This is a genomic window from Exiguobacterium sp. R-17, from assembly GCF_049913315.1.
In the GTDB taxonomy this organism is placed as follows: Bacteria; Bacillota; Bacilli; order Exiguobacteriales; family Exiguobacteriaceae; genus Exiguobacterium_A.
Map to the genome: position 1 here is coordinate 2,376,743 of NZ_CP184372.1, position 15,839 is coordinate 2,392,581.

The window sequence follows — 15,839 nt, forward strand, 5'->3', positions numbered from 1 at the left end:
TTGCTCGAATTACTTAGCGATTTCTGCGAAGTGTTTGAGTGTACGAACGAGTTGGCTAGTGTAAGACATTTCGTTGTCATACCAAGCAACTGTTTTAACAAGTTGTTTGTCGCCGACTGTCATGACTTTAGTTTGTGTTGCATCGAAGAGTGATCCGTAAGAGATACCAACGATGTCAGAAGAAACGATTTCGTCTTCAGTGTAACCGTAAGACTCGTTAGCAGCTGCTTTCATTGCTGCGTTGATTTCTTCTACAGAAACTTTTTTGTCGAGTACAGTTACGAGCTCAGTGAGTGAACCTGTAGCGACTGGTACACGTTGTGCAGATCCGTCAAGTTTACCTTGAAGTTCTGGAAGAACGAGACCAATTGCTTTTGCAGCACCAGTTGAGTTAGGAACGATGTTTGCTGCTGCCGCACGTGCACGACGGAAGTCACCTTTAGGGTGTGGAGCGTCGAGTGTGTTTTGGTCACCAGTGTAAGCATGGATCGTAGTCATGAGACCTTCAACGATTCCGAACTGATCTTGGAGAACTTTAGCCATTGGCGCGAGACAGTTAGTAGTACAAGAAGCACCAGAGATAACTGTTTCAGTTCCGTCAAGGATTTCGTGGTTCGTGTTGAAGACGACTGTTTTCATGTCGCCAGTTGCAGGTGCAGAGATAACGACTTTTTTAGCGCCAGCTTTCAAGTGAAGCTCAGCTTTTTCTTTGTCTGTGAAGAAACCAGTACATTCGAGAACGATGTCAACACCGAGCTCGCCCCATGGGAGTTCTTCTGGGTTGCGGTTAGCAAGTGTTTTGATTTCTTTACCGTTGACGAGGAAGTAACCGTCGTGTACTTCAACTTCGCCGTCGAAACGACCTTGAGTCGTATCATATTTGAGAAGGTGTGCAAGCATTTTAGTGTCTGTAAGGTCGTTGATCGCGACTACTTCGATTCCGTCGAATTGAAGAATTTGACGAAGTGCCAAACGTCCGATACGTCCAAATCCGTTAATACCAACTTTTACTGCCATGATAATTTTCCTCCTTTTAATGTAAAGCGAGTTATCTATTATTCAAAAGGGGGTTACCCTTTCAAAATCGAAGCGGCTGCGCCTTCATCCGTAATCAGGATGATGTCTGGCGACTGTTTGACATAGGCGTTGATCGCTTCTGCCTTCGAATGACCACCTGCGACGACAATGACGTGATCGACTTGCTTCAAGTCATCCAGTTGGAGACCAACCGTCTTGACCCGGTGCACGATGTTCCCGTCTCGGTCGAAGTAATATCCGAATGCTTCCGCTACTGCCTGTTCGTGTTCCAGTCGGGTCAGGAGATCCTCAGACGCGCGACGACGTTTTGCCATCGTTTTCGCCTCACCAATTCCATGTACCACGATTGAAGCACCTTTAATCATTTGAAGCACATTTTTTATGCTCGGCTCTTCAATCATCTTGACGAACGTCTCTGTACTGACCATGTCCGGGATGTGAAGCAGATGATAATCACTTTGAGCGCGTGACGCCATCCGTGAGCATACTGTGTTCGCTTGGAGTTCAAGCGTTTCTCCCAGTCCTCCGCGCGCCGGAACGAACGTCATCGGACGGTGTTCCTTGTCTGGCGACATCATCGCCGCGACGGAAGCCATCGTCGTACCGCCTGTGACAGCGATCGTATTGTGATGGTCTGAAGAAAGCTCTCGTTTGAGTCGTGCGACGGTCGCCCGTCCCATGTCTCGTTGTACCCAGAAGGTCTCATCGGAATCACCCGGTACGATGACAACGTCCCGTACTCCAAGTCTCTCTTTCAAGGCTTTCGCCATGTCCGAGATCCCAGCGAGTTCTCCCATGATGCTATGCATACTGCGAAGAACGTTTCGTCCTTCATCCGTCAAGGACATCCCTTGCGTTGCGACCTCTAGGAGGTCTTGCTGCTTCAAAAAATCGACTTCTCGCCGTAAGACGCGTTCCGTCAAGCCAAGGCTTGTCGCAAGCGTACGTCGTCCGATCGGTTGCATCAGTCGAACATAATGAAGGATGTCGTAGCGTGTCTGCATTTCTTCGATCAGATCAGGCACGATTCGTTTTTGGATCTGGACTAACTGCCGAATCATGTATTTCCCTCTCCTCTCAAGTAGCTGGACGCTTTTTGTCCCGCATGTCATAACGTGTCCCACTTGGTACACCGTTATCATAACAGTCCATTTCTCGCCTTGCAAGTCTCGTTTCTCAAGTTTTTTGAAGTAAGCGGTTTCTTATCGTTTCCGTATCAAATTTGCCATAACTCCAAATTTCCTCATCATGCATGACGACCGGAATTTCATATAAGAACCGTAGACTGAGCGCTTCATCCTGATCGATGTTGACTTCCTCGAATGTCCATTCCGGAAACTCATCGAGTACGAAGTCGAGTAAGATGGCGGCTTCTTCACATAGCGTACATCCCGGACGTGAATAGAGTGTTAAGTGTCTGTGTCGTTTTAATCCCATTCTGATTGCGCCTTCCTTTGCTGCATCGTTTTTTTCGTTAAACCAAGTGCTGCCCGATATTTCGCAACCGTCCGTCGCGCGACTGTCAGACCGTCTGCTTGCAGACGATCCGTCAATTGCTGATCACTTATCGGACGATCGCTATGTTGAATGTATTCGGCGATCCGCCGTTTAATTAAAAAACTCGAATCTCCGGTTGTCGTCCGTGAGACGAACAAGTCTTCTAAAGCAACGAGACCATGAACCGTCTCGACATACTTCGCAGCAATCGCTCGACCAATCGTTGACGGATGATGCCCCGTCGCCTCAGCGACTTGTTTTTTCGTCAGTGGCTCAAGATGCAGTTCTCCCTTGAACCAGCGTTCTTGTCGCTCAAGCAAGACCGAGAGGATGGCATGCATCGTAACGCGACGTCGTTCGTACGCGCGCAAAAAAGGCTTTGCCTCTTTTAATCCGAGCCACTTCTGATCCATGTCGAGTGTCATCCAGTCGATCTGAAGTTTTCCATTTAACAGGTGAATCCGTGCTTCTGCCATGACCGGTCGTTCTTCTTTAGGAAGATCCGGTGTCCGGCTCAGGCGCGTCAATCGTTTTCGCAACCGTGCTCGATCCTGTTCACTGAACTGCGCGAACACTTGACTCGCCGGTTCATGTCGTAACCGATCCGTCAGTCCGATCAATTCTGCGTCGTCTAGCTCGATCGCCTGTAACCATTGGCACTCGCGCTCCGAGCGGGCAGCAATGCCGACTGGTTCACATTGTTGTAAGAGTGTCCGTGCTTCTGTAATCGTTGCGACATCGGTCGAGAAGGATGCAGCGAGCTCCTCGTCCGATGTCCGCAATAAACCGTCCGCTTCTAAATACACGATGAGTTGTTCCGCCATATATCCTATTTCCTGTCTGACTGATTCTAAACGTATTTGTGCAAGAAGCTCGTCTTCATAGGACGCCATGTTTCCCGTTACTTGCTCGACTTCTAGCGAAATCTGATTCGGGTAATGGCGGTGCAATCGTCGTTTCAACCGCCGCCATTCCTCCTCGAGTTCTGCCGCTGGTTGCTCAAGTACATGTAACTGATACTGTTGTGACGCCGATAACGTCATCTGTTGCGTTTGTTCCTGGCGTTGATCCATCGATTCCCCTCCCTCACTTCTTATTATAGAAGAAACGTTTTGAAAAACATGCTCTGAACCCCTTTTGAGTCGCTAGAGAAAAGAAAAGTCATCCTTCCCTATTGCTTTTCTGAAAAAATGTCGCTATACTATTAATTGTTCAGTACATCAGATGCACCCGTAGCTCAGGGGATAGAGCACTGGTTTCCGGTACCAGGTGTCGGGAGTTCGAATCTCTCCGGGTGTACCATTTATTCAACTACAAGGCAATGCCAGCAATGGCGTTGCCTTTTTTCTATATTGATATGTTTCATTTGCCCTTGTAATGGAAAAATACCTAAAAGTTGCATCGTATCTTTTGACCAATATTGACCAAAGGATTATGATAAGGATAAGTCGAATAGGAAGCTACATACCAACTATAAGGAGGCAAAGACTATGTTAATTCCAACAGTCATCGAACAAACAAACCGCGGGGAACGTGCTTACGATATCTACTCACGTTTGCTAAAAGACCGCATCATTCTTCTCGGGAGCGCGATTGACGACAACGTCGCCAACTCAGTCGTTGCCCAACTTCTGTTCTTAGCAGCAGAAGATCCAGATAAAGAAATCTCGCTTTACATCAACAGCCCAGGTGGTTCGATCACTGCCGGTATGGCGATTTACGATACAATGAACTTCATCAAGCCACAAGTTTCAACAATTTGTATCGGTATGGCAGCATCGATGGGTGCGTTCTTGCTACAAGCAGGCGCAAAAGGAAAACGTTTCGCGTTACCAAACGCTGAAATCATGATCCACCAACCACTCGGTGGTACACAAGGTCAAGCATCGGATATCAAAATCCATGCGGAGCGTATCATCAAAATGCGTGAGCACCTCAACAAAATCATGGCTGAAAACACAGGACAACCACTTGAAGTCATCGAACGCGATACAGAGCGTGACAACTTCATGTCAGCACAAGCTGCTGCTGATTACGGTCTCATCGACCGCGTCATGGAACGTGCATAAGTCATCCAGAGTGTCTCCTTCGGGAGGCACTTTTTTTGTATTCATAGAAAAGCAAAGCTCTGTCGGTTATCGTTACATACAAAAAAACCTCCCGTTCCGTATAGAACGAGAGGGCGATGATCAGTCGATCAAGTCTGTGATGTCTGAAACGATATCGTGGTTTTCACGAATCAGCGAGTAGATCGCGTTCGCATGTGGCGAAAGCTCTTCTTCTGCTTGTAATTGTTTCAGGAATAAAGATGTTGCGAACGCAACGAGTGTGCTTTTCGGTACACCGATTGCTTTTGCTTTTTTTGTTAACACTTCATCAAACTTCGCATCGACTGTCAGCGAAATACGTTTCTTTTCGTTAGCCATTTCAAAAACTCCTTAATTCGAACATTTAGTTGCATCGACTATATATTATAGTAGACTATGGTTCATCCCGCAAGCGACCCTCTTATATGGCCCCTGTCATCGACTCGCCATTTCGTACTTTTTCAGCGATTTGATCAATCTTCCGCAACCGGTGATTGATCCCTGATTTTGAGATGGAGCCGCTTTCGACCATCTCACCAAGCTCTTGCAACGTGACGTCTTGATGTGTCACGCGCAAGATCGCGATCTCTTTCAATTTATCCGGTAAGACATCGAGTCCGACCGTTCGCTCGAGGAACTTAATATTTTCGACTTGGCGTAATGCTGCGCCAACCGTCTTGTTAAGGTTCGCCGTCTCACAGTTGACGAGACGGTTGACCGAGTTACGCATATCTTTTAAGATCCGCACGTCCTCGAACCGTAGCATCGATTGTGTCGCATCGACAAGCTTAAGGAAATCGGAAATCTTCTCGCTCTCCTTGATATAAAGGATATGTCCTTTTTTCCGTTCGATTGCCTTTGCGTTCAAATCAAAGACGTTTGATAGACCGCGGAGCGCCGCATTGTGTTCTTCATATAAGCTGAAGATTTCCAAGTGGTACGACGACGTCGCCGGATTGTTGAGCGAACCCCCGGCGAGGAACGCCCCTCGTAAATACGCGCGTGCTTTTCGTTCATCGTTTAAGATCGTGTCACTGATGGAACGAATCATCGTGAACCCCTCTCCGAGGATTCCGAGGTCTTGTAAAATCTTATCCGCCTGTTGTTTGACGCGGACGATGTAGACATTATTCTTTTTCAGACGCATTTTCTTCCGAACGAGCAGATCGAGATGAACCCCGTATGCTTTTTTCAAAAGCGAATAGATCCGACGGGCAATCGAGGCATTCTCGGTCGAGATATCGAGTGTCAGACCACGTCCGAGACCGAACGAGATCGCACCGTTCATCCGGGCAAGCGCCGCGAGTTCCGCCTTCATCTCGTGATCAGTAATCGGAATCTGCGTTAATTCTTTTTTGACTTCTGAGGCAAAGCTCATGTCAGCTCCTCCTTTCCTTCGAGTTGACGCATCCGTCGAATCGACAACACTTTTCGCATGACGAGGCTTGCGACGGCATCTGAGTCATGACGGATGAAGTGATGATTGTAATCGACGATATCGTCTGCTAGCACTTCAACGCCTGCTAACTCGAATTGTTTTTCATTATAGGTGACGATGTCAGCGTGATCCTTTTGGTATTTCTTCAGGTAACTCGCATCGATCGATTCATTATTAACGATGATTGTATCGACGACTCCTTGTCCGAGGAAGCGTTCGAGTGCCGCTAAATGTTCATTGGCTGTGAACGCCGTCGTCTCACCGGGCTGCGTCATGACGTTACAGATGTAGACGACTGGAGCTAGCGATTGCTGGATTGCTTCCCGGATTTCGTCGATCAGAACGTTCGGGATGATACTCGTATAGAGACTGCCCGGACCAAGGACGATGACATCGGCATCAAGAATCGCCTGAATCGCTTCCGGTACTGGACGGACATCTTGTTCTTCAAGGAATATCCGTTCAATCTTCTTACCGACCTTCGGAATCAACGACTCGCCTTTGACGATCGTCCCGTCCTCAAACTCGGCACAAAGCGTGATCGTCCGTTCCGTCGCCGGATAGACTTTTCCTTCCGCGTTCAACAGTTGCCCCATGACACCGATTGCTTCAACGAACGAACCGTTACAAAGTTGGGTTGCTGCCGTCAACATCAGATTTCCGAGTGAATGACCATGCAGTCCTTCCCCGGTCTCGAACCGGTACTGCATGATCCGGTCCATCAATGTCTCTGACTTCGATAAGGAGACGATGACGTTTCGGATATCGCCCGGCGGCAACATATTAAATTCCGTCCGCAAACGACCAGAACTGCCCCCGTCATCAGCAACGGTGACGATGGCTGTGATGTCAAGCGGGTAATGTTTCAGTCCACGAAGAAGCGTCGAGAGTCCTGTTCCACCACCGACAGCGACGACTTTACGTTCCCATTTCATCACTTCTCCCCCTTCGCATACACATAATCCCGGTGATTCGTCTCAATATGATACTGCGTCGCAAATTCTTTACTGATCGCTTCTGCAAACGTGATTGAGCGATGTTTCCCACCTGTACAACCGAGGGCGATGACGAGTTGCGACTTCCCTTCCCGCTCGTATTGCGGAATCAGGAATTCGAGCAGGTCGACGAGTTTTTTATAGAACAGCTTTGCTTCCGGCCATTGCATGACGTACGATGCCACTTCCTCGTCAAGTCCAGTTTTTGGACGCAACTCTGGAATGTAGAACGGGTTCGGTAAGAAGCGCAGGTCAAAGACAAGATCCGCATCAAGCGGTAAGCCATGTTTAAAGCCGAACGACATGACGTTGACCGTGAACGGAATCCGTGTGCCTTCCGTGAACTCCTTTAAGAGACGTTCTTTCAGTGCAAGCGGCTTGATGTCACTCGTATCAATCAGCATCTGTGCTTTATCGCGGAATCCTTCGAGCAACGTCCGTTCTCGTTCGATTCCAATCAATGGTGAATCCGTCGGTGCAAGTGGATGCGAACGACGCGATTCCTTGTAACGGCGGACAAGGACATCGTTTCGTGCATCAAGGTACAGCATCCGGATTTGTAAGTCCGTTTTCTTTAAATCCTCATAGACGACAAAAAAGCTGTCGATGAAATCACGCGCGCGGGTATCGATGGCAACGGCGATTTTAGGACGCACTTGTCCAATGACTTCGATGAGATGCGGCAGTAACGTCGGGGGTAGATTGTCGACACAAAAATAGCCTAAGTCCTCAAAGCTGTTCATTGCGACAGTCTTCCCAGCCCCACTCATACCCGTGATGATGACAAGTTGCGGTTGATTCTGTTCCATCTTTTCGCCCTCCAGACAACAGTTCCGTGTGTATTTTTTCGCTTCTTTTTCAGTATATCATAAAAAAAGAGCCAGCTTCACTGAAGTCTCCTTCAATGAAACTGGTTCGATATTATGCGTGTGAGGATTCTTGTAATTCTTCAAGCAACGCTTCAATGAAATGCTGTGCATTTTGCGCTGCGATCGAACCATCGTTCGTTGCTGTAACGACTTGGCGCAATGTTTTTTCACGAACGTCACCAGCAGCAAAGATACCTTTGATGTTCGTTTCCATCGCTTCGTTAGTCACGACGTAACCTTGGTCGTTCAAAATACCGAGATCTTGGACGTAACCTGTGATTGGGTTCATTCCGATGTAGATGAAGACACCATCAATCGGATGCGTCGTCACGTCAGCTGTTTTTGTATTGATCAGCTCGATACCGCCGACTTTCCCGTCTTGTTCGTTGATCTGTTTAACCGTATGGTTCCAGATGAAGTCGATTTTCGGGTTGTCGAACGCACGTTTTTGAAGGATTTTTTGAGCGCGGAGCTCATCACGACGGTGAACGATCGTGACTTTTTTCGCGAAACGTGTCAAGTAGACACCTTCTTCTACCGCAGAGTCCCCGCCACCGATGACGAAGAGTTCTTTTTCTTTGAAGAACGCCCCATCACAGACCGCACAATACGAGACACCACGACCGCCGAGCTCTTCTTCTCCCGGTACACCGATTTTTTTATATTGTGCCCCAGACGCGATAATGATTGCCCGTGCGTAGTAATCTTTGTTGTGTGCATGAATCGTTTTGTATGCTTTACCGTCTTCGATGCTTCGAACATCTCCGTACGCATATTCTGCGCCGAATGCTTTCGAGTGGTCGAACATTTTTTGTGAGAGATCTGGTCCGAGGATGCTATCGTATCCTGGGTAGTTCTCGATATCTTCTGTGTTCGCCATCTGACCGCCCGGAATCCCGCGTTCGATCATCAATGTCGAAAGGTTCGCACGTGATGCATAAAGTGCGGCTGTCATCCCAGCAGGACCTGCCCCGATGATGATGACGTCATAAATTTTTTGTTCTGTTTCCGCCATGATTCCACCCCATTTATCGTAATCGTTGTAGTTTGAGTATAGGTGAGAATCCCCTAAACGTCTAACACTTTGCTTGCAGCGGTGCCAGCATCCGTTCATGTGTCCGGATCATTGACGCGACATGATCGAACGAACAATCGACGAGCGATGCGCATTCCTCGATCAACATTCCGTCTCGTAAATCATGGAACAGGTAAAGCAGTGATGCCGCAGATGCTTCAATCGAATCGAACGACTCCCCACTTAAGACGAGCTGTGCGAAGCGCTCATAAAAGTCCCCTTCAAGACTCATCCGTTCTTCGTCTGAAACGAATCGTTCTGCAAGACGGATCGTCTGCAATGCCCGATGAATGCGTTCATCCACGACATCGGTCCGTCCTTCCATCTCGATGACAATCTGTTCCGTCAGTAACAGGACGTCTTCTCGGTCCGTTACTTCTGGCATCATCGACAATGCAAGCCGTGCTTCGGCATCGTTCAGCTTGCCAAGAAGAAGTGCCGTGAAGATTCGCGAGACGTCATCTTCCGTCTTCAACGCTTGGATGAGTGCCGAGCGAAACTGTAGGTTGTGGCGGATGTCATACGTATCCGTTTCTTCCTTTAACGCTTGTGCTTCGTCTGACTTTAAGAAAGCGGCTGCCTCTTCGACATGTCCTGTCTTATAAGCAGAGATCGATAACCAGTGCCCAAAGAGGGGATCTCCTCGGTACCCGCGACGCTCGAGTAATTTCAACTCTTCATAGGCGATATCGTACCGTCCGATGATCGCAAGTGTTGATGCGACCTTATAACGTGTCTCAAGATGCACGGAACGGACGTGTTCGAGCTGACGAGAGAGACGATGCGCCTCTTCATCCTGTCCCATCTCGTGTAGCAAGACGAGCGTGTTACAGAGGGCATGCAAATTCCCCGGGTTTCCTTCAAGGACCCGTTCGAGGGAAGCGAATGCCTGATCATTCTCTCCTAAATAAAACTCGACGATCGCGAGGTTGTTGTAGGCAGGCCAGAACGTCGGGTACTGGGCAATCAGTCCAGTCAACGTCTCCTGTGCCGCGAACAGCATCCCTTTATCGATCTGGCGTTGTGCTTGACCGTGCAGACGAATCAATTCGTCCTCTTCGTCGTCTTCCATCTCTTGTTCGAGATCAATCAGTTCCACGAGTGCGGCCGATGCCTCCGCGTGTTTACCGTTTGGTGCTTGCTCTAAATATTCCATCGCATGCTGTCGCGCTTCTTCATAAAGTGAGACGTGTGCGTAGTTATTCGCTAAATAAAAGAGTGCTTCCGTATTTGATACGTCGAGTGCGCGTACTTGTTTCAAGACATCATTCGCATGATTGATTTCTCCTGTCTCGAATAAGACACGGGCATAACGGAGCAAATAACGGATGTCCGCTGGCTGAAGTGTCGTCGCCTCATCTAAATGATAGACGGCTTCATCCAGTCGCCCTTCCCGGTGCGCCTTCCGTCCGCGGAAATAAAAAAGTTCCGCTTGGCGCGCTGTTATCGCAAAGGGGTCTGCTTTGTATTTGGTTAATTCCATCATGATTCAAGCCCCCATAAATAGTAAACTGGTTTCGTAGTTGCAGACACAAGAATACCCTATCTCTAGAAGGCATGCAACAGAAAAAAACGCCGGAGTTCATCCCCAGCGTTTCGCATAAATCGATTCTAGTTCTTTGTAATTCTCTAAGCATTTTCGTACAAAAGCATCCGTCTCTGGATTCAGTCCTTCAAGACGTGCCACGTCCTTGTCATATGCCTGCCGTAAGCTCGTCGCATAATCGGGAATCTCTCCGTCATACGCATAAACGACTGCGGGCGAAACCGTGATCTTTTCGTGCTTATGCAAGGCGGTCCGGATATGAAACAGCGGGACATCGACTTGGTTCGGTTGATGAAGATCTCCTTGAATCGGATGCTTTTCGACAGCCAGCACCTCCACGACGAGACCTTGTGGACGTTCGGCGAATAATCTTCCGAAATACTTTCCTGTCTTATACGTAAAGCGGATGTGCGTCATCTTTTTTCCTTCTTCCTTCTCACAGTTTTGTCACATTTCGTGCCGGCGAAGCGGCTGACTCGAGACGCGTTCGTTCGGAGCGATGTCCCGATGAACGACCGATCCGGCACCAACGACGGCACCATCTCCAATCGTCACGCCCGGTAGGATCGTCACGTTCGCACCGATCAAGACGTTACTTCCGATGACGACGTCACCTAAACGATACTCCGTCGTCAAATATTCATGACAAAGGATCGTCGTATTGAAGCCGATGATCGTATTGTCACCAATCGTGATCCGCTCCGGGAACATCGTGTCTGGCATCACCATCAAGGCAAGTGCCGTCTTCTCCCCGATTTTCATCCGAAGACAAGTCCGGTAGAGCGTGTTCTTGAAGCGTAACGACGGGGCAAACCGACCAATCGTGACGATCGTAAAGCACCACATCACTTTAAAGAACGACACCGTCCGGTACATATGCCAGAGTGGATTCGTCGTTCCGACCTGAAACCGATCAGTTCGCCGTGCCATTTTGTTCCTCCAGCCAAGCTGCGAGATGATCCATCGAATCAATGATGACATCCGGTTCGAGAGCTTCTAAGTACGCACGTCCTTTGATCGCCCAACCAACCGCGACCGTCTTCACTCCTGCGTTCTTGCCCCCAAGGATGTCCGTATCGTTGTCACCGACCATGATCGTCTCGTCTGGTGTTGATCCAAGTAACTGCATCGCTTTCTCAAACGGCTCGACGGCTGGTTTTTCTTCCGTTACGTCATCCGTTGCGATGACAGCGTCAAACAGTGACGTCAATCCGAATAACTCGATGCCGCGGAGAGCGACACGACGACTCTTCGACGTCACGACCGCCATCTTATAGCCTGCTTCATGCAAACGGCGTAATCCGTCAAGCACACCTGGATACTCGAGTACAAGCGCGTCATGCATGGCGATGTTGTAGCTTCGGTAAAAAGCGACCATCTCTTTCCACTGTTCCGCGTTCATTGCTGAGAATGACTTTTCAAGCGTCGGACCGATGAACGGAAGCAGCTCCGCTTCCGTGAACGTCCGGTCGGGGTAATAGTAACTGAGCGTATGCTCAAAGCTTTTTAAGATCAATGGATTCGTATCAATCAACGTTCCATCTAAGTCAAACAAAAGTGTGCGAATCATCGATTACTTCGCCTCCTTTTTTGAACCGTCCAAGTAACGAACGGCATTGCGACGAATGACGAGCATGATCACACCGAAGATGACTAAACAGATCGAGACGACTTGCGCCGTCCGCAGTCCGTCAGCCATCAGACTATCCGTCCGGAGTCCTTCGATAAAGTAGCGTCCGATCGAATACCAAATCAAATAACCGAGGAAGACATATCCACGACGTGGGTTGAACTTCATCCGCCAGACGATTAATAGAATGACACCAATGATGTTCCAGATGCTTTCATAGAGGAATGTCGGTAAGTAGTACGTCCCGTCGATGTACATCTGATTGACGATCCAGTTTGGTAAGTGCAACGTATCTTGTAAGTACGACCACGTCGTCTCGCCGCCGTGTGCTTCTTGGTTGAAGAAGTTGCCCCAGCGTCCGACGGCTTGACCGAACAAGAGCGACGGTGCCAGGATATCAGCGATCTGCCAGAACGAGATCTTTTTCTTCCGCGTATAGATGATGACCGTCAAAATCGCGCCGATGATCGCGCCATGGATCGCGATCCCACCTTGGCGGATGTTGATGATTTGATCGAGATGCTGACTGTAGTAGTCCCACTCGAACGCGACGTAGTAAATCCGGGCACAGATGATACTGATCGGAATCGACCAGATGACGACATCGACCGCATACTCTTCATTGAAGCCGATCCGCTTCGATTCGAAGATCGCGATCAACAGGCCGACGACCGCACCGAGTGCGATGACGATCCCGTACCAGTAAATCGGTACCGGTCCGAGATTGATTGCGACGCGATCAAACGTTGGTTGTACAGAGGCTAGAGTTCCCATCAAAGACCACCATTCCCATCTTCAATTGCTTGCGCGAGACGTCCCGCGAATTCTTCTGCTGTATTAATGCCCATGTTTTTCAGGCGATAGTTCATCGCTGCCACCTCAATAATGACGGCGAGGTTTCGTCCGGGACGAACCGGAATCGTCAAGAACGGGATTTCCGTATCGATGATTTGAAGCGTCTCTTGATCCAGACCAACGCGGTCATAGACTTTCGATTGATCCCAAATCTCGAGGTTACAGACGAGGCTGATCTTCTTGTGCGAGCGAACAGCACCTGCACCGAACAACGTCATCACGTCGATGATCCCGATTCCACGAATCTCAAGCAGATGTTGAATCAACTTCGGTGCCGTTCCGACGAGAATCCCGTCACCCGTTTGACGAATCTCGACCGAGTCATCTGCGACCAGACGATGACCCCGCTTGACGAGTTCGAGTGCTGTTTCTGATTTACCGACACCACTTGCTCCTTTAATGAAGACGCCGACACCATAGATATCGACAAGGACACCATGCATCGCCGTCGTTGGCGCGAGTTCCGCTTCGAGGAAGTTCGTGATTTGTGACTCGACCGATGTCGTATGCCCTTTTGTCGTTAACAGTGGCACGTTCGTCTCGTCCGCAGCTTGGATGATCGCTTCCGGCACTTCAAATCCACGTGTGATCAAAATACCAGGTGTTTCATCTGTACAGAGGACGTTCGCTCGTTCACGTTGTTCCTCGTACGTTAAATTATTGAAGAACGTCAATTCTGTTTTTCCGAGAATTTGAAGACGTTCTGCCGGGTAATAAGCATAATAACCGGCAAGCACAAGGCCAGGTCGGCACAAATCAGCCGTTAGAATCGGGCGATGTAAGCCTTCTTCTCCCGTGACGATGTGGAGATTGAATTGTTTTACGATTTCAGCTGTTCGCACTTTTGGTTGCACGCTTCGTCAGCCCCTTTCACTTGAAGTATTGTACCATATTTTTATTCGGTTCATGGAATTGGATTAGAAGCATGATTTCTTGGGAATGGAATAAAGAGTTAATATTTTGAAGGAGGTTTTGCCATGATGTCAGGTGGCGGCATTTGGTTCGTTTTAGTGCTTATTTTATTTGGGGTCCTCGCAATCGCTGGTTTCGTATATCTCGTGATTTCGCTGATCGATATGTGGAAGGCCTACTCCCGGAATCAAGATCAAACAGCCCTTTTATTTTTCATTATTTCCATTATCGGGATCTTCATCAGTGGGTCTTTCATCTCTTACGTCCTCGCGATCATCTTCTATTGGAATCGGGCACGCGGAAAGAGTTGGCTCGGCATCGGTCTGATCCTCGTGTCGATTTTCCTCGCGATTATCGGTGTCATCGCCTTACTCTCGTTCGGTTACGATATGAATAATATCGAGAACATGAACTTCGATGAACCGATGATGGACCAGGATTACGATTATTGATGTAACTACACCCATCTTCTTATGAGGATGGGTGTTTTTACATGTGCAGACGAAGTCGTTCCGCATCTGTGACTCCTACAGGAAAAAGCGCGGTCATCCGCGCTGTCAGAGACAAACGAGACCCAGCTACTCGTTCCTAGAACGACGTAGCCGCGGCTCGTGTCTCATCTGAGGAAAGCACGCACAGCGGATGCGACGTCATTAGAAAAGCGCAACCTCTTTTTCAAGAAGTTGCGCCGAGTATGCTTATAACGCTTGTGGACTGAGGTGAACGCCGTGCGTGACTGAAATCGTACCTGTCTTCGTATCCGCTTCGACCTCGATTTTTGGTGAACGGCCGCGTCCTGATACGAAATGGAGTTTCCGGTTGACGATCTCTTTTTGATCCCGGATTAATTCCATGTCATCGAGGTTGCAGTTGAGACCACCAAAGTTCGTCTCAAGCTCCCCATACACTTCAGCGCCATGCGGCAACATCAAGGCGATGCTTCCAGCAAGTGACGAGGCTTTGACTTTCGCATTTTGCGCTGTCTTCAGCTCGCAACGTACGTTTCCGTTCGCTGTTTTCAATTCTGAACGTTCGAAGACACCAGTCGTGATGATTTGACCGTTGGCTGTCTTCGCTTTTAAGACTTTCAACTCCGACTCTTCGATTTCGATCGAGCCGTTCGCTGTCGATACTTTGACATCTTCACTGAAGAGGTCACGGACGTTGACCCGACCGTTCGCCGTCATCAGTTGAGCGGACGTCGTATCGAGTGACGATAACGAAATCTCACCGTTCAACGTCTGTAAGACGAATGACTCGTAATGACGGCGTGGTACTTTCAGGTGGACCGTCGCTCGAACACTCTTATCCTTCAAACGAATTGAGAGTGTATTCGCCGATACCGCGTGTTGCACAGCGGCTTGAAGTTGCTCAAGCGCCTGTTCTTCCGTCACCTGTTGGCGGCGGAGCGGACGTCCTGTCACCGTCAATTCGCATTCTTCAAGATCACTCGGTTCGACGACCAAGTTCGCATTGAACAGATCGACGTGAACCGTCTCACCGCTGAACGGGAATTGTTTGACGTAGGTGACGTTCGGACCGGACGCCTGATTAAGCGAAAGATCACTGTCCTTGATCCGGCTGACGAGATTATCGAACGCTGACATGACTTTCGTCGTCAGTGAATCGACAGAATACTGGTCGACCCGATCATATTGTTCTGGTTCATCGACGTACTTATGTTCACTGGCAGAAGTTGCACGTTCGTCGATCGCTTCGAGCCGCTCGAGTTTATCGAGTGCCTCATCAATCGTTAACTTTCCTTCTTTGACTTGCTCCAATATCAATTGACGCATATCTTGCTTCATGAACCGTTCCCTCCTATTCTTGAACCTCAAACGTGTGTTACATGATACTTTCGTTTAAGTTCCCTTAGTTCCTTCCTACGAATCCTCAT

17 protein-coding genes, 1 tRNA gene and 1 pseudogene are annotated in these 15,839 nt (G+C 48.8%); 3 read left to right on the forward strand and 16 right to left on the reverse strand.

Annotation, left to right across the window (positions count from 1 at the left end):
• Window positions 1–9: 9 nt before the first annotated feature.
• From gap to ACN9MT_RS12570, 4 genes are all read right to left on the reverse strand, one after another.
• Window positions 10–1,017 (reverse strand): type I glyceraldehyde-3-phosphate dehydrogenase, encoded by a 1,008-nt coding sequence (gap, locus tag ACN9MT_RS12555; protein WP_035409970.1) that lies wholly within the window; start codon window positions 1,015–1,017, stop codon window positions 10–12.
• Window positions 1,018–1,070: 53 nt separating this feature from the next.
• A complete protein-coding gene (locus tag ACN9MT_RS12560) occupies window positions 1,071–2,096 on the reverse strand; it encodes a sugar-binding transcriptional regulator (protein WP_426273518.1) in 1,026 nt (341 codons plus the stop codon).
• Window positions 2,097–2,214: 118 nt separating this feature from the next.
• Window positions 2,215–2,475, reverse strand: a complete 261-nt coding sequence (locus tag ACN9MT_RS12565) for a glutaredoxin family protein (protein ID WP_035409973.1) — start codon at window positions 2,473–2,475, stop codon at window positions 2,215–2,217.
• The gene (locus tag ACN9MT_RS12570; protein WP_426272276.1) at window positions 2,466–3,608 is read right to left on the reverse strand and encodes an RNA polymerase subunit sigma-54; all 1,143 of its coding nucleotides are present in this window, start codon (window positions 3,606–3,608) and stop codon (window positions 2,466–2,468) included. Before ACN9MT_RS12570 ends, ACN9MT_RS12565 begins: the two co-directional genes overlap by 10 nt.
• A 153-nt stretch (window positions 3,609–3,761) precedes the next feature.
• On the opposite strand from ACN9MT_RS12570, the gene ACN9MT_RS12575 reads away from it, so the two are divergent.
• Window positions 3,762–3,837, forward strand: a tRNA-Arg gene (locus ACN9MT_RS12575).
• Window positions 3,838–4,019: 182 nt separating this feature from the next.
• Window positions 4,020–4,604 (forward strand): annotated as a pseudogene (clpP, locus tag ACN9MT_RS12580) (ATP-dependent Clp endopeptidase proteolytic subunit ClpP); the annotation flags it as partial.
• Window positions 4,605–4,724: 120 nt separating this feature from the next.
• On the opposite strand, the gene ACN9MT_RS12585 reads toward clpP, so the two are convergent.
• The 11 genes from ACN9MT_RS12585 to hprK form a co-directional block, all read right to left on the reverse strand.
• Window positions 4,725–4,961: a hypothetical protein gene (locus ACN9MT_RS12585; protein WP_035409978.1), complete on the reverse strand. Its 237-nt coding sequence runs from the start codon at window positions 4,959–4,961 to the stop codon at window positions 4,725–4,727.
• Between the two features lie 82 nt (window positions 4,962–5,043).
• Window positions 5,044–6,000, reverse strand: coding sequence for a DNA-binding protein WhiA (whiA, locus tag ACN9MT_RS12590; RefSeq protein WP_035409981.1), 957 nt, complete (start codon window positions 5,998–6,000; stop codon window positions 5,044–5,046).
• On the reverse strand, window positions 5,997–6,995 hold the full coding sequence (locus tag ACN9MT_RS12595; RefSeq protein WP_035409984.1) for a gluconeogenesis factor YvcK family protein: 999 nt from the start codon (window positions 6,993–6,995) through the stop codon (window positions 5,997–5,999). The genes whiA and ACN9MT_RS12595 overlap by 4 nt, the downstream gene beginning before the upstream one ends.
• Window positions 6,995–7,864 carry an RNase adapter RapZ gene (rapZ, locus tag ACN9MT_RS12600; RefSeq protein WP_035409987.1) on the reverse strand — a complete coding sequence of 290 codons (870 nt, stop codon included), beginning with the start codon at window positions 7,862–7,864 and terminating at the stop codon, window positions 6,995–6,997. Before rapZ ends, ACN9MT_RS12595 begins: the two co-directional genes overlap by 1 nt.
• Window positions 7,865–7,976: 112 nt before the next feature.
• A complete protein-coding gene (gene trxB / locus ACN9MT_RS12605; protein ID WP_023469225.1) occupies window positions 7,977–8,939 on the reverse strand; it encodes a thioredoxin-disulfide reductase in 963 nt (320 codons plus the stop codon).
• Window positions 8,940–9,000: 61 nt separating this feature from the next.
• Window positions 9,001–10,485, reverse strand: coding sequence for a tetratricopeptide repeat protein (locus ACN9MT_RS12610; protein WP_426272277.1), 1,485 nt, complete (start codon window positions 10,483–10,485; stop codon window positions 9,001–9,003).
• 96 nt (window positions 10,486–10,581) lie between these two features.
• Window positions 10,582–10,962, reverse strand: coding sequence for a sporulation phosphorelay system protein KapB (kapB, locus tag ACN9MT_RS12615; RefSeq protein WP_426272278.1), 381 nt, complete (start codon window positions 10,960–10,962; stop codon window positions 10,582–10,584).
• Window positions 10,963–10,992: 30 nt separating this feature from the next.
• Window positions 10,993–11,475 (reverse strand): acyltransferase, encoded by a 483-nt coding sequence (locus tag ACN9MT_RS12620; protein ID WP_290752368.1) that lies wholly within the window; start codon window positions 11,473–11,475, stop codon window positions 10,993–10,995.
• Entirely contained in the window at window positions 11,459–12,115 is a 657-nt protein-coding gene (gene ppaX / locus ACN9MT_RS12625; protein WP_426272279.1) for a pyrophosphatase PpaX, read from the reverse strand. Before ppaX ends, ACN9MT_RS12620 begins: the two co-directional genes overlap by 17 nt.
• A 3-nt stretch (window positions 12,116–12,118) precedes the next feature.
• A complete protein-coding gene (lgt, locus tag ACN9MT_RS12630) occupies window positions 12,119–12,949 on the reverse strand; it encodes a prolipoprotein diacylglyceryl transferase (RefSeq protein ID WP_035409997.1) in 831 nt (276 codons plus the stop codon).
• Complete coding sequence (gene hprK / locus ACN9MT_RS12635) at window positions 12,949–13,884, reverse strand: HPr(Ser) kinase/phosphatase (protein WP_035396292.1); 936 nt, start codon at window positions 13,882–13,884, stop codon at window positions 12,949–12,951. The genes lgt and hprK overlap by 1 nt, the downstream gene beginning before the upstream one ends.
• A gap of 123 nt (window positions 13,885–14,007) precedes the next feature.
• Between hprK and ACN9MT_RS12640 the strand changes: the two genes are divergently transcribed.
• Complete coding sequence (locus ACN9MT_RS12640) at window positions 14,008–14,394, forward strand: hypothetical protein (RefSeq protein ID WP_290773001.1); 387 nt, start codon at window positions 14,008–14,010, stop codon at window positions 14,392–14,394.
• A gap of 246 nt (window positions 14,395–14,640) precedes the next feature.
• On the opposite strand, the gene ACN9MT_RS12645 is transcribed toward ACN9MT_RS12640, so the two are convergent.
• Window positions 14,641–15,750 (reverse strand): DUF4097 family beta strand repeat-containing protein, encoded by a 1,110-nt coding sequence (locus ACN9MT_RS12645; protein WP_056062976.1) that lies wholly within the window; start codon window positions 15,748–15,750, stop codon window positions 14,641–14,643.
• Window positions 15,751–15,839: the final 89 nt, after the last annotated feature.

What these genes read in the sequence shown, in the direction of transcription:
- gap (WP_035409970.1), bottom strand. Translation starts at nt 1,017, where the DNA reads ATGGCAGTAAAAGTTGGTATTAACGGATTTGGACGTATCGGACGTTTG.
- ACN9MT_RS12565 (WP_035409973.1), bottom strand. Translation starts at nt 2,475, where the DNA reads ATGGGATTAAAACGACACAGACACTTAACACTCTATTCACGTCCGGGA.
- ACN9MT_RS12570 (WP_426272276.1), bottom strand. Translation starts at nt 3,608, where the DNA reads ATGGATCAACGCCAGGAACAAACGCAACAGATGACGTTATCGGCGTCA.
- ACN9MT_RS12585 (WP_035409978.1), bottom strand. Translation starts at nt 4,961, where the DNA reads ATGGCTAACGAAAAGAAACGTATTTCGCTGACAGTCGATGCGAAGTTT.
- whiA (WP_035409981.1), bottom strand. Translation starts at nt 6,000, where the DNA reads ATGAGCTTTGCCTCAGAAGTCAAAAAAGAATTAACGCAGATTCCGATT.
- ACN9MT_RS12595 (WP_035409984.1), bottom strand. Translation starts at nt 6,995, where the DNA reads ATGAAATGGGAACGTAAAGTCGTCGCTGTCGGTGGTGGAACAGGACTC.
- rapZ (WP_035409987.1), bottom strand. Translation starts at nt 7,864, where the DNA reads ATGGAACAGAATCAACCGCAACTTGTCATCATCACGGGTATGAGTGGG.
- trxB (WP_023469225.1), bottom strand. Translation starts at nt 8,939, where the DNA reads ATGGCGGAAACAGAACAAAAAATTTATGACGTCATCATCATCGGGGCA.
- ACN9MT_RS12610 (WP_426272277.1), bottom strand. Translation starts at nt 10,485, where the DNA reads ATGATGGAATTAACCAAATACAAAGCAGACCCCTTTGCGATAACAGCG.
- kapB (WP_426272278.1), bottom strand. Translation starts at nt 10,962, where the DNA reads ATGACGCACATCCGCTTTACGTATAAGACAGGAAAGTATTTCGGAAGA.
- ACN9MT_RS12620 (WP_290752368.1), bottom strand. Translation starts at nt 11,475, where the DNA reads ATGGCACGGCGAACTGATCGGTTTCAGGTCGGAACGACGAATCCACTC.
- ppaX (WP_426272279.1), bottom strand. Translation starts at nt 12,115, where the DNA reads ATGATTCGCACACTTTTGTTTGACTTAGATGGAACGTTGATTGATACG.
- lgt (WP_035409997.1), bottom strand. Translation starts at nt 12,949, where the DNA reads ATGGGAACTCTAGCCTCTGTACAACCAACGTTTGATCGCGTCGCAATC.
- ACN9MT_RS12640 (WP_290773001.1), top strand. Translation starts at nt 14,008, where the DNA reads ATGATGTCAGGTGGCGGCATTTGGTTCGTTTTAGTGCTTATTTTATTT.
- ACN9MT_RS12645 (WP_056062976.1), bottom strand. Translation starts at nt 15,750, where the DNA reads ATGAAGCAAGATATGCGTCAATTGATATTGGAGCAAGTCAAAGAAGGA.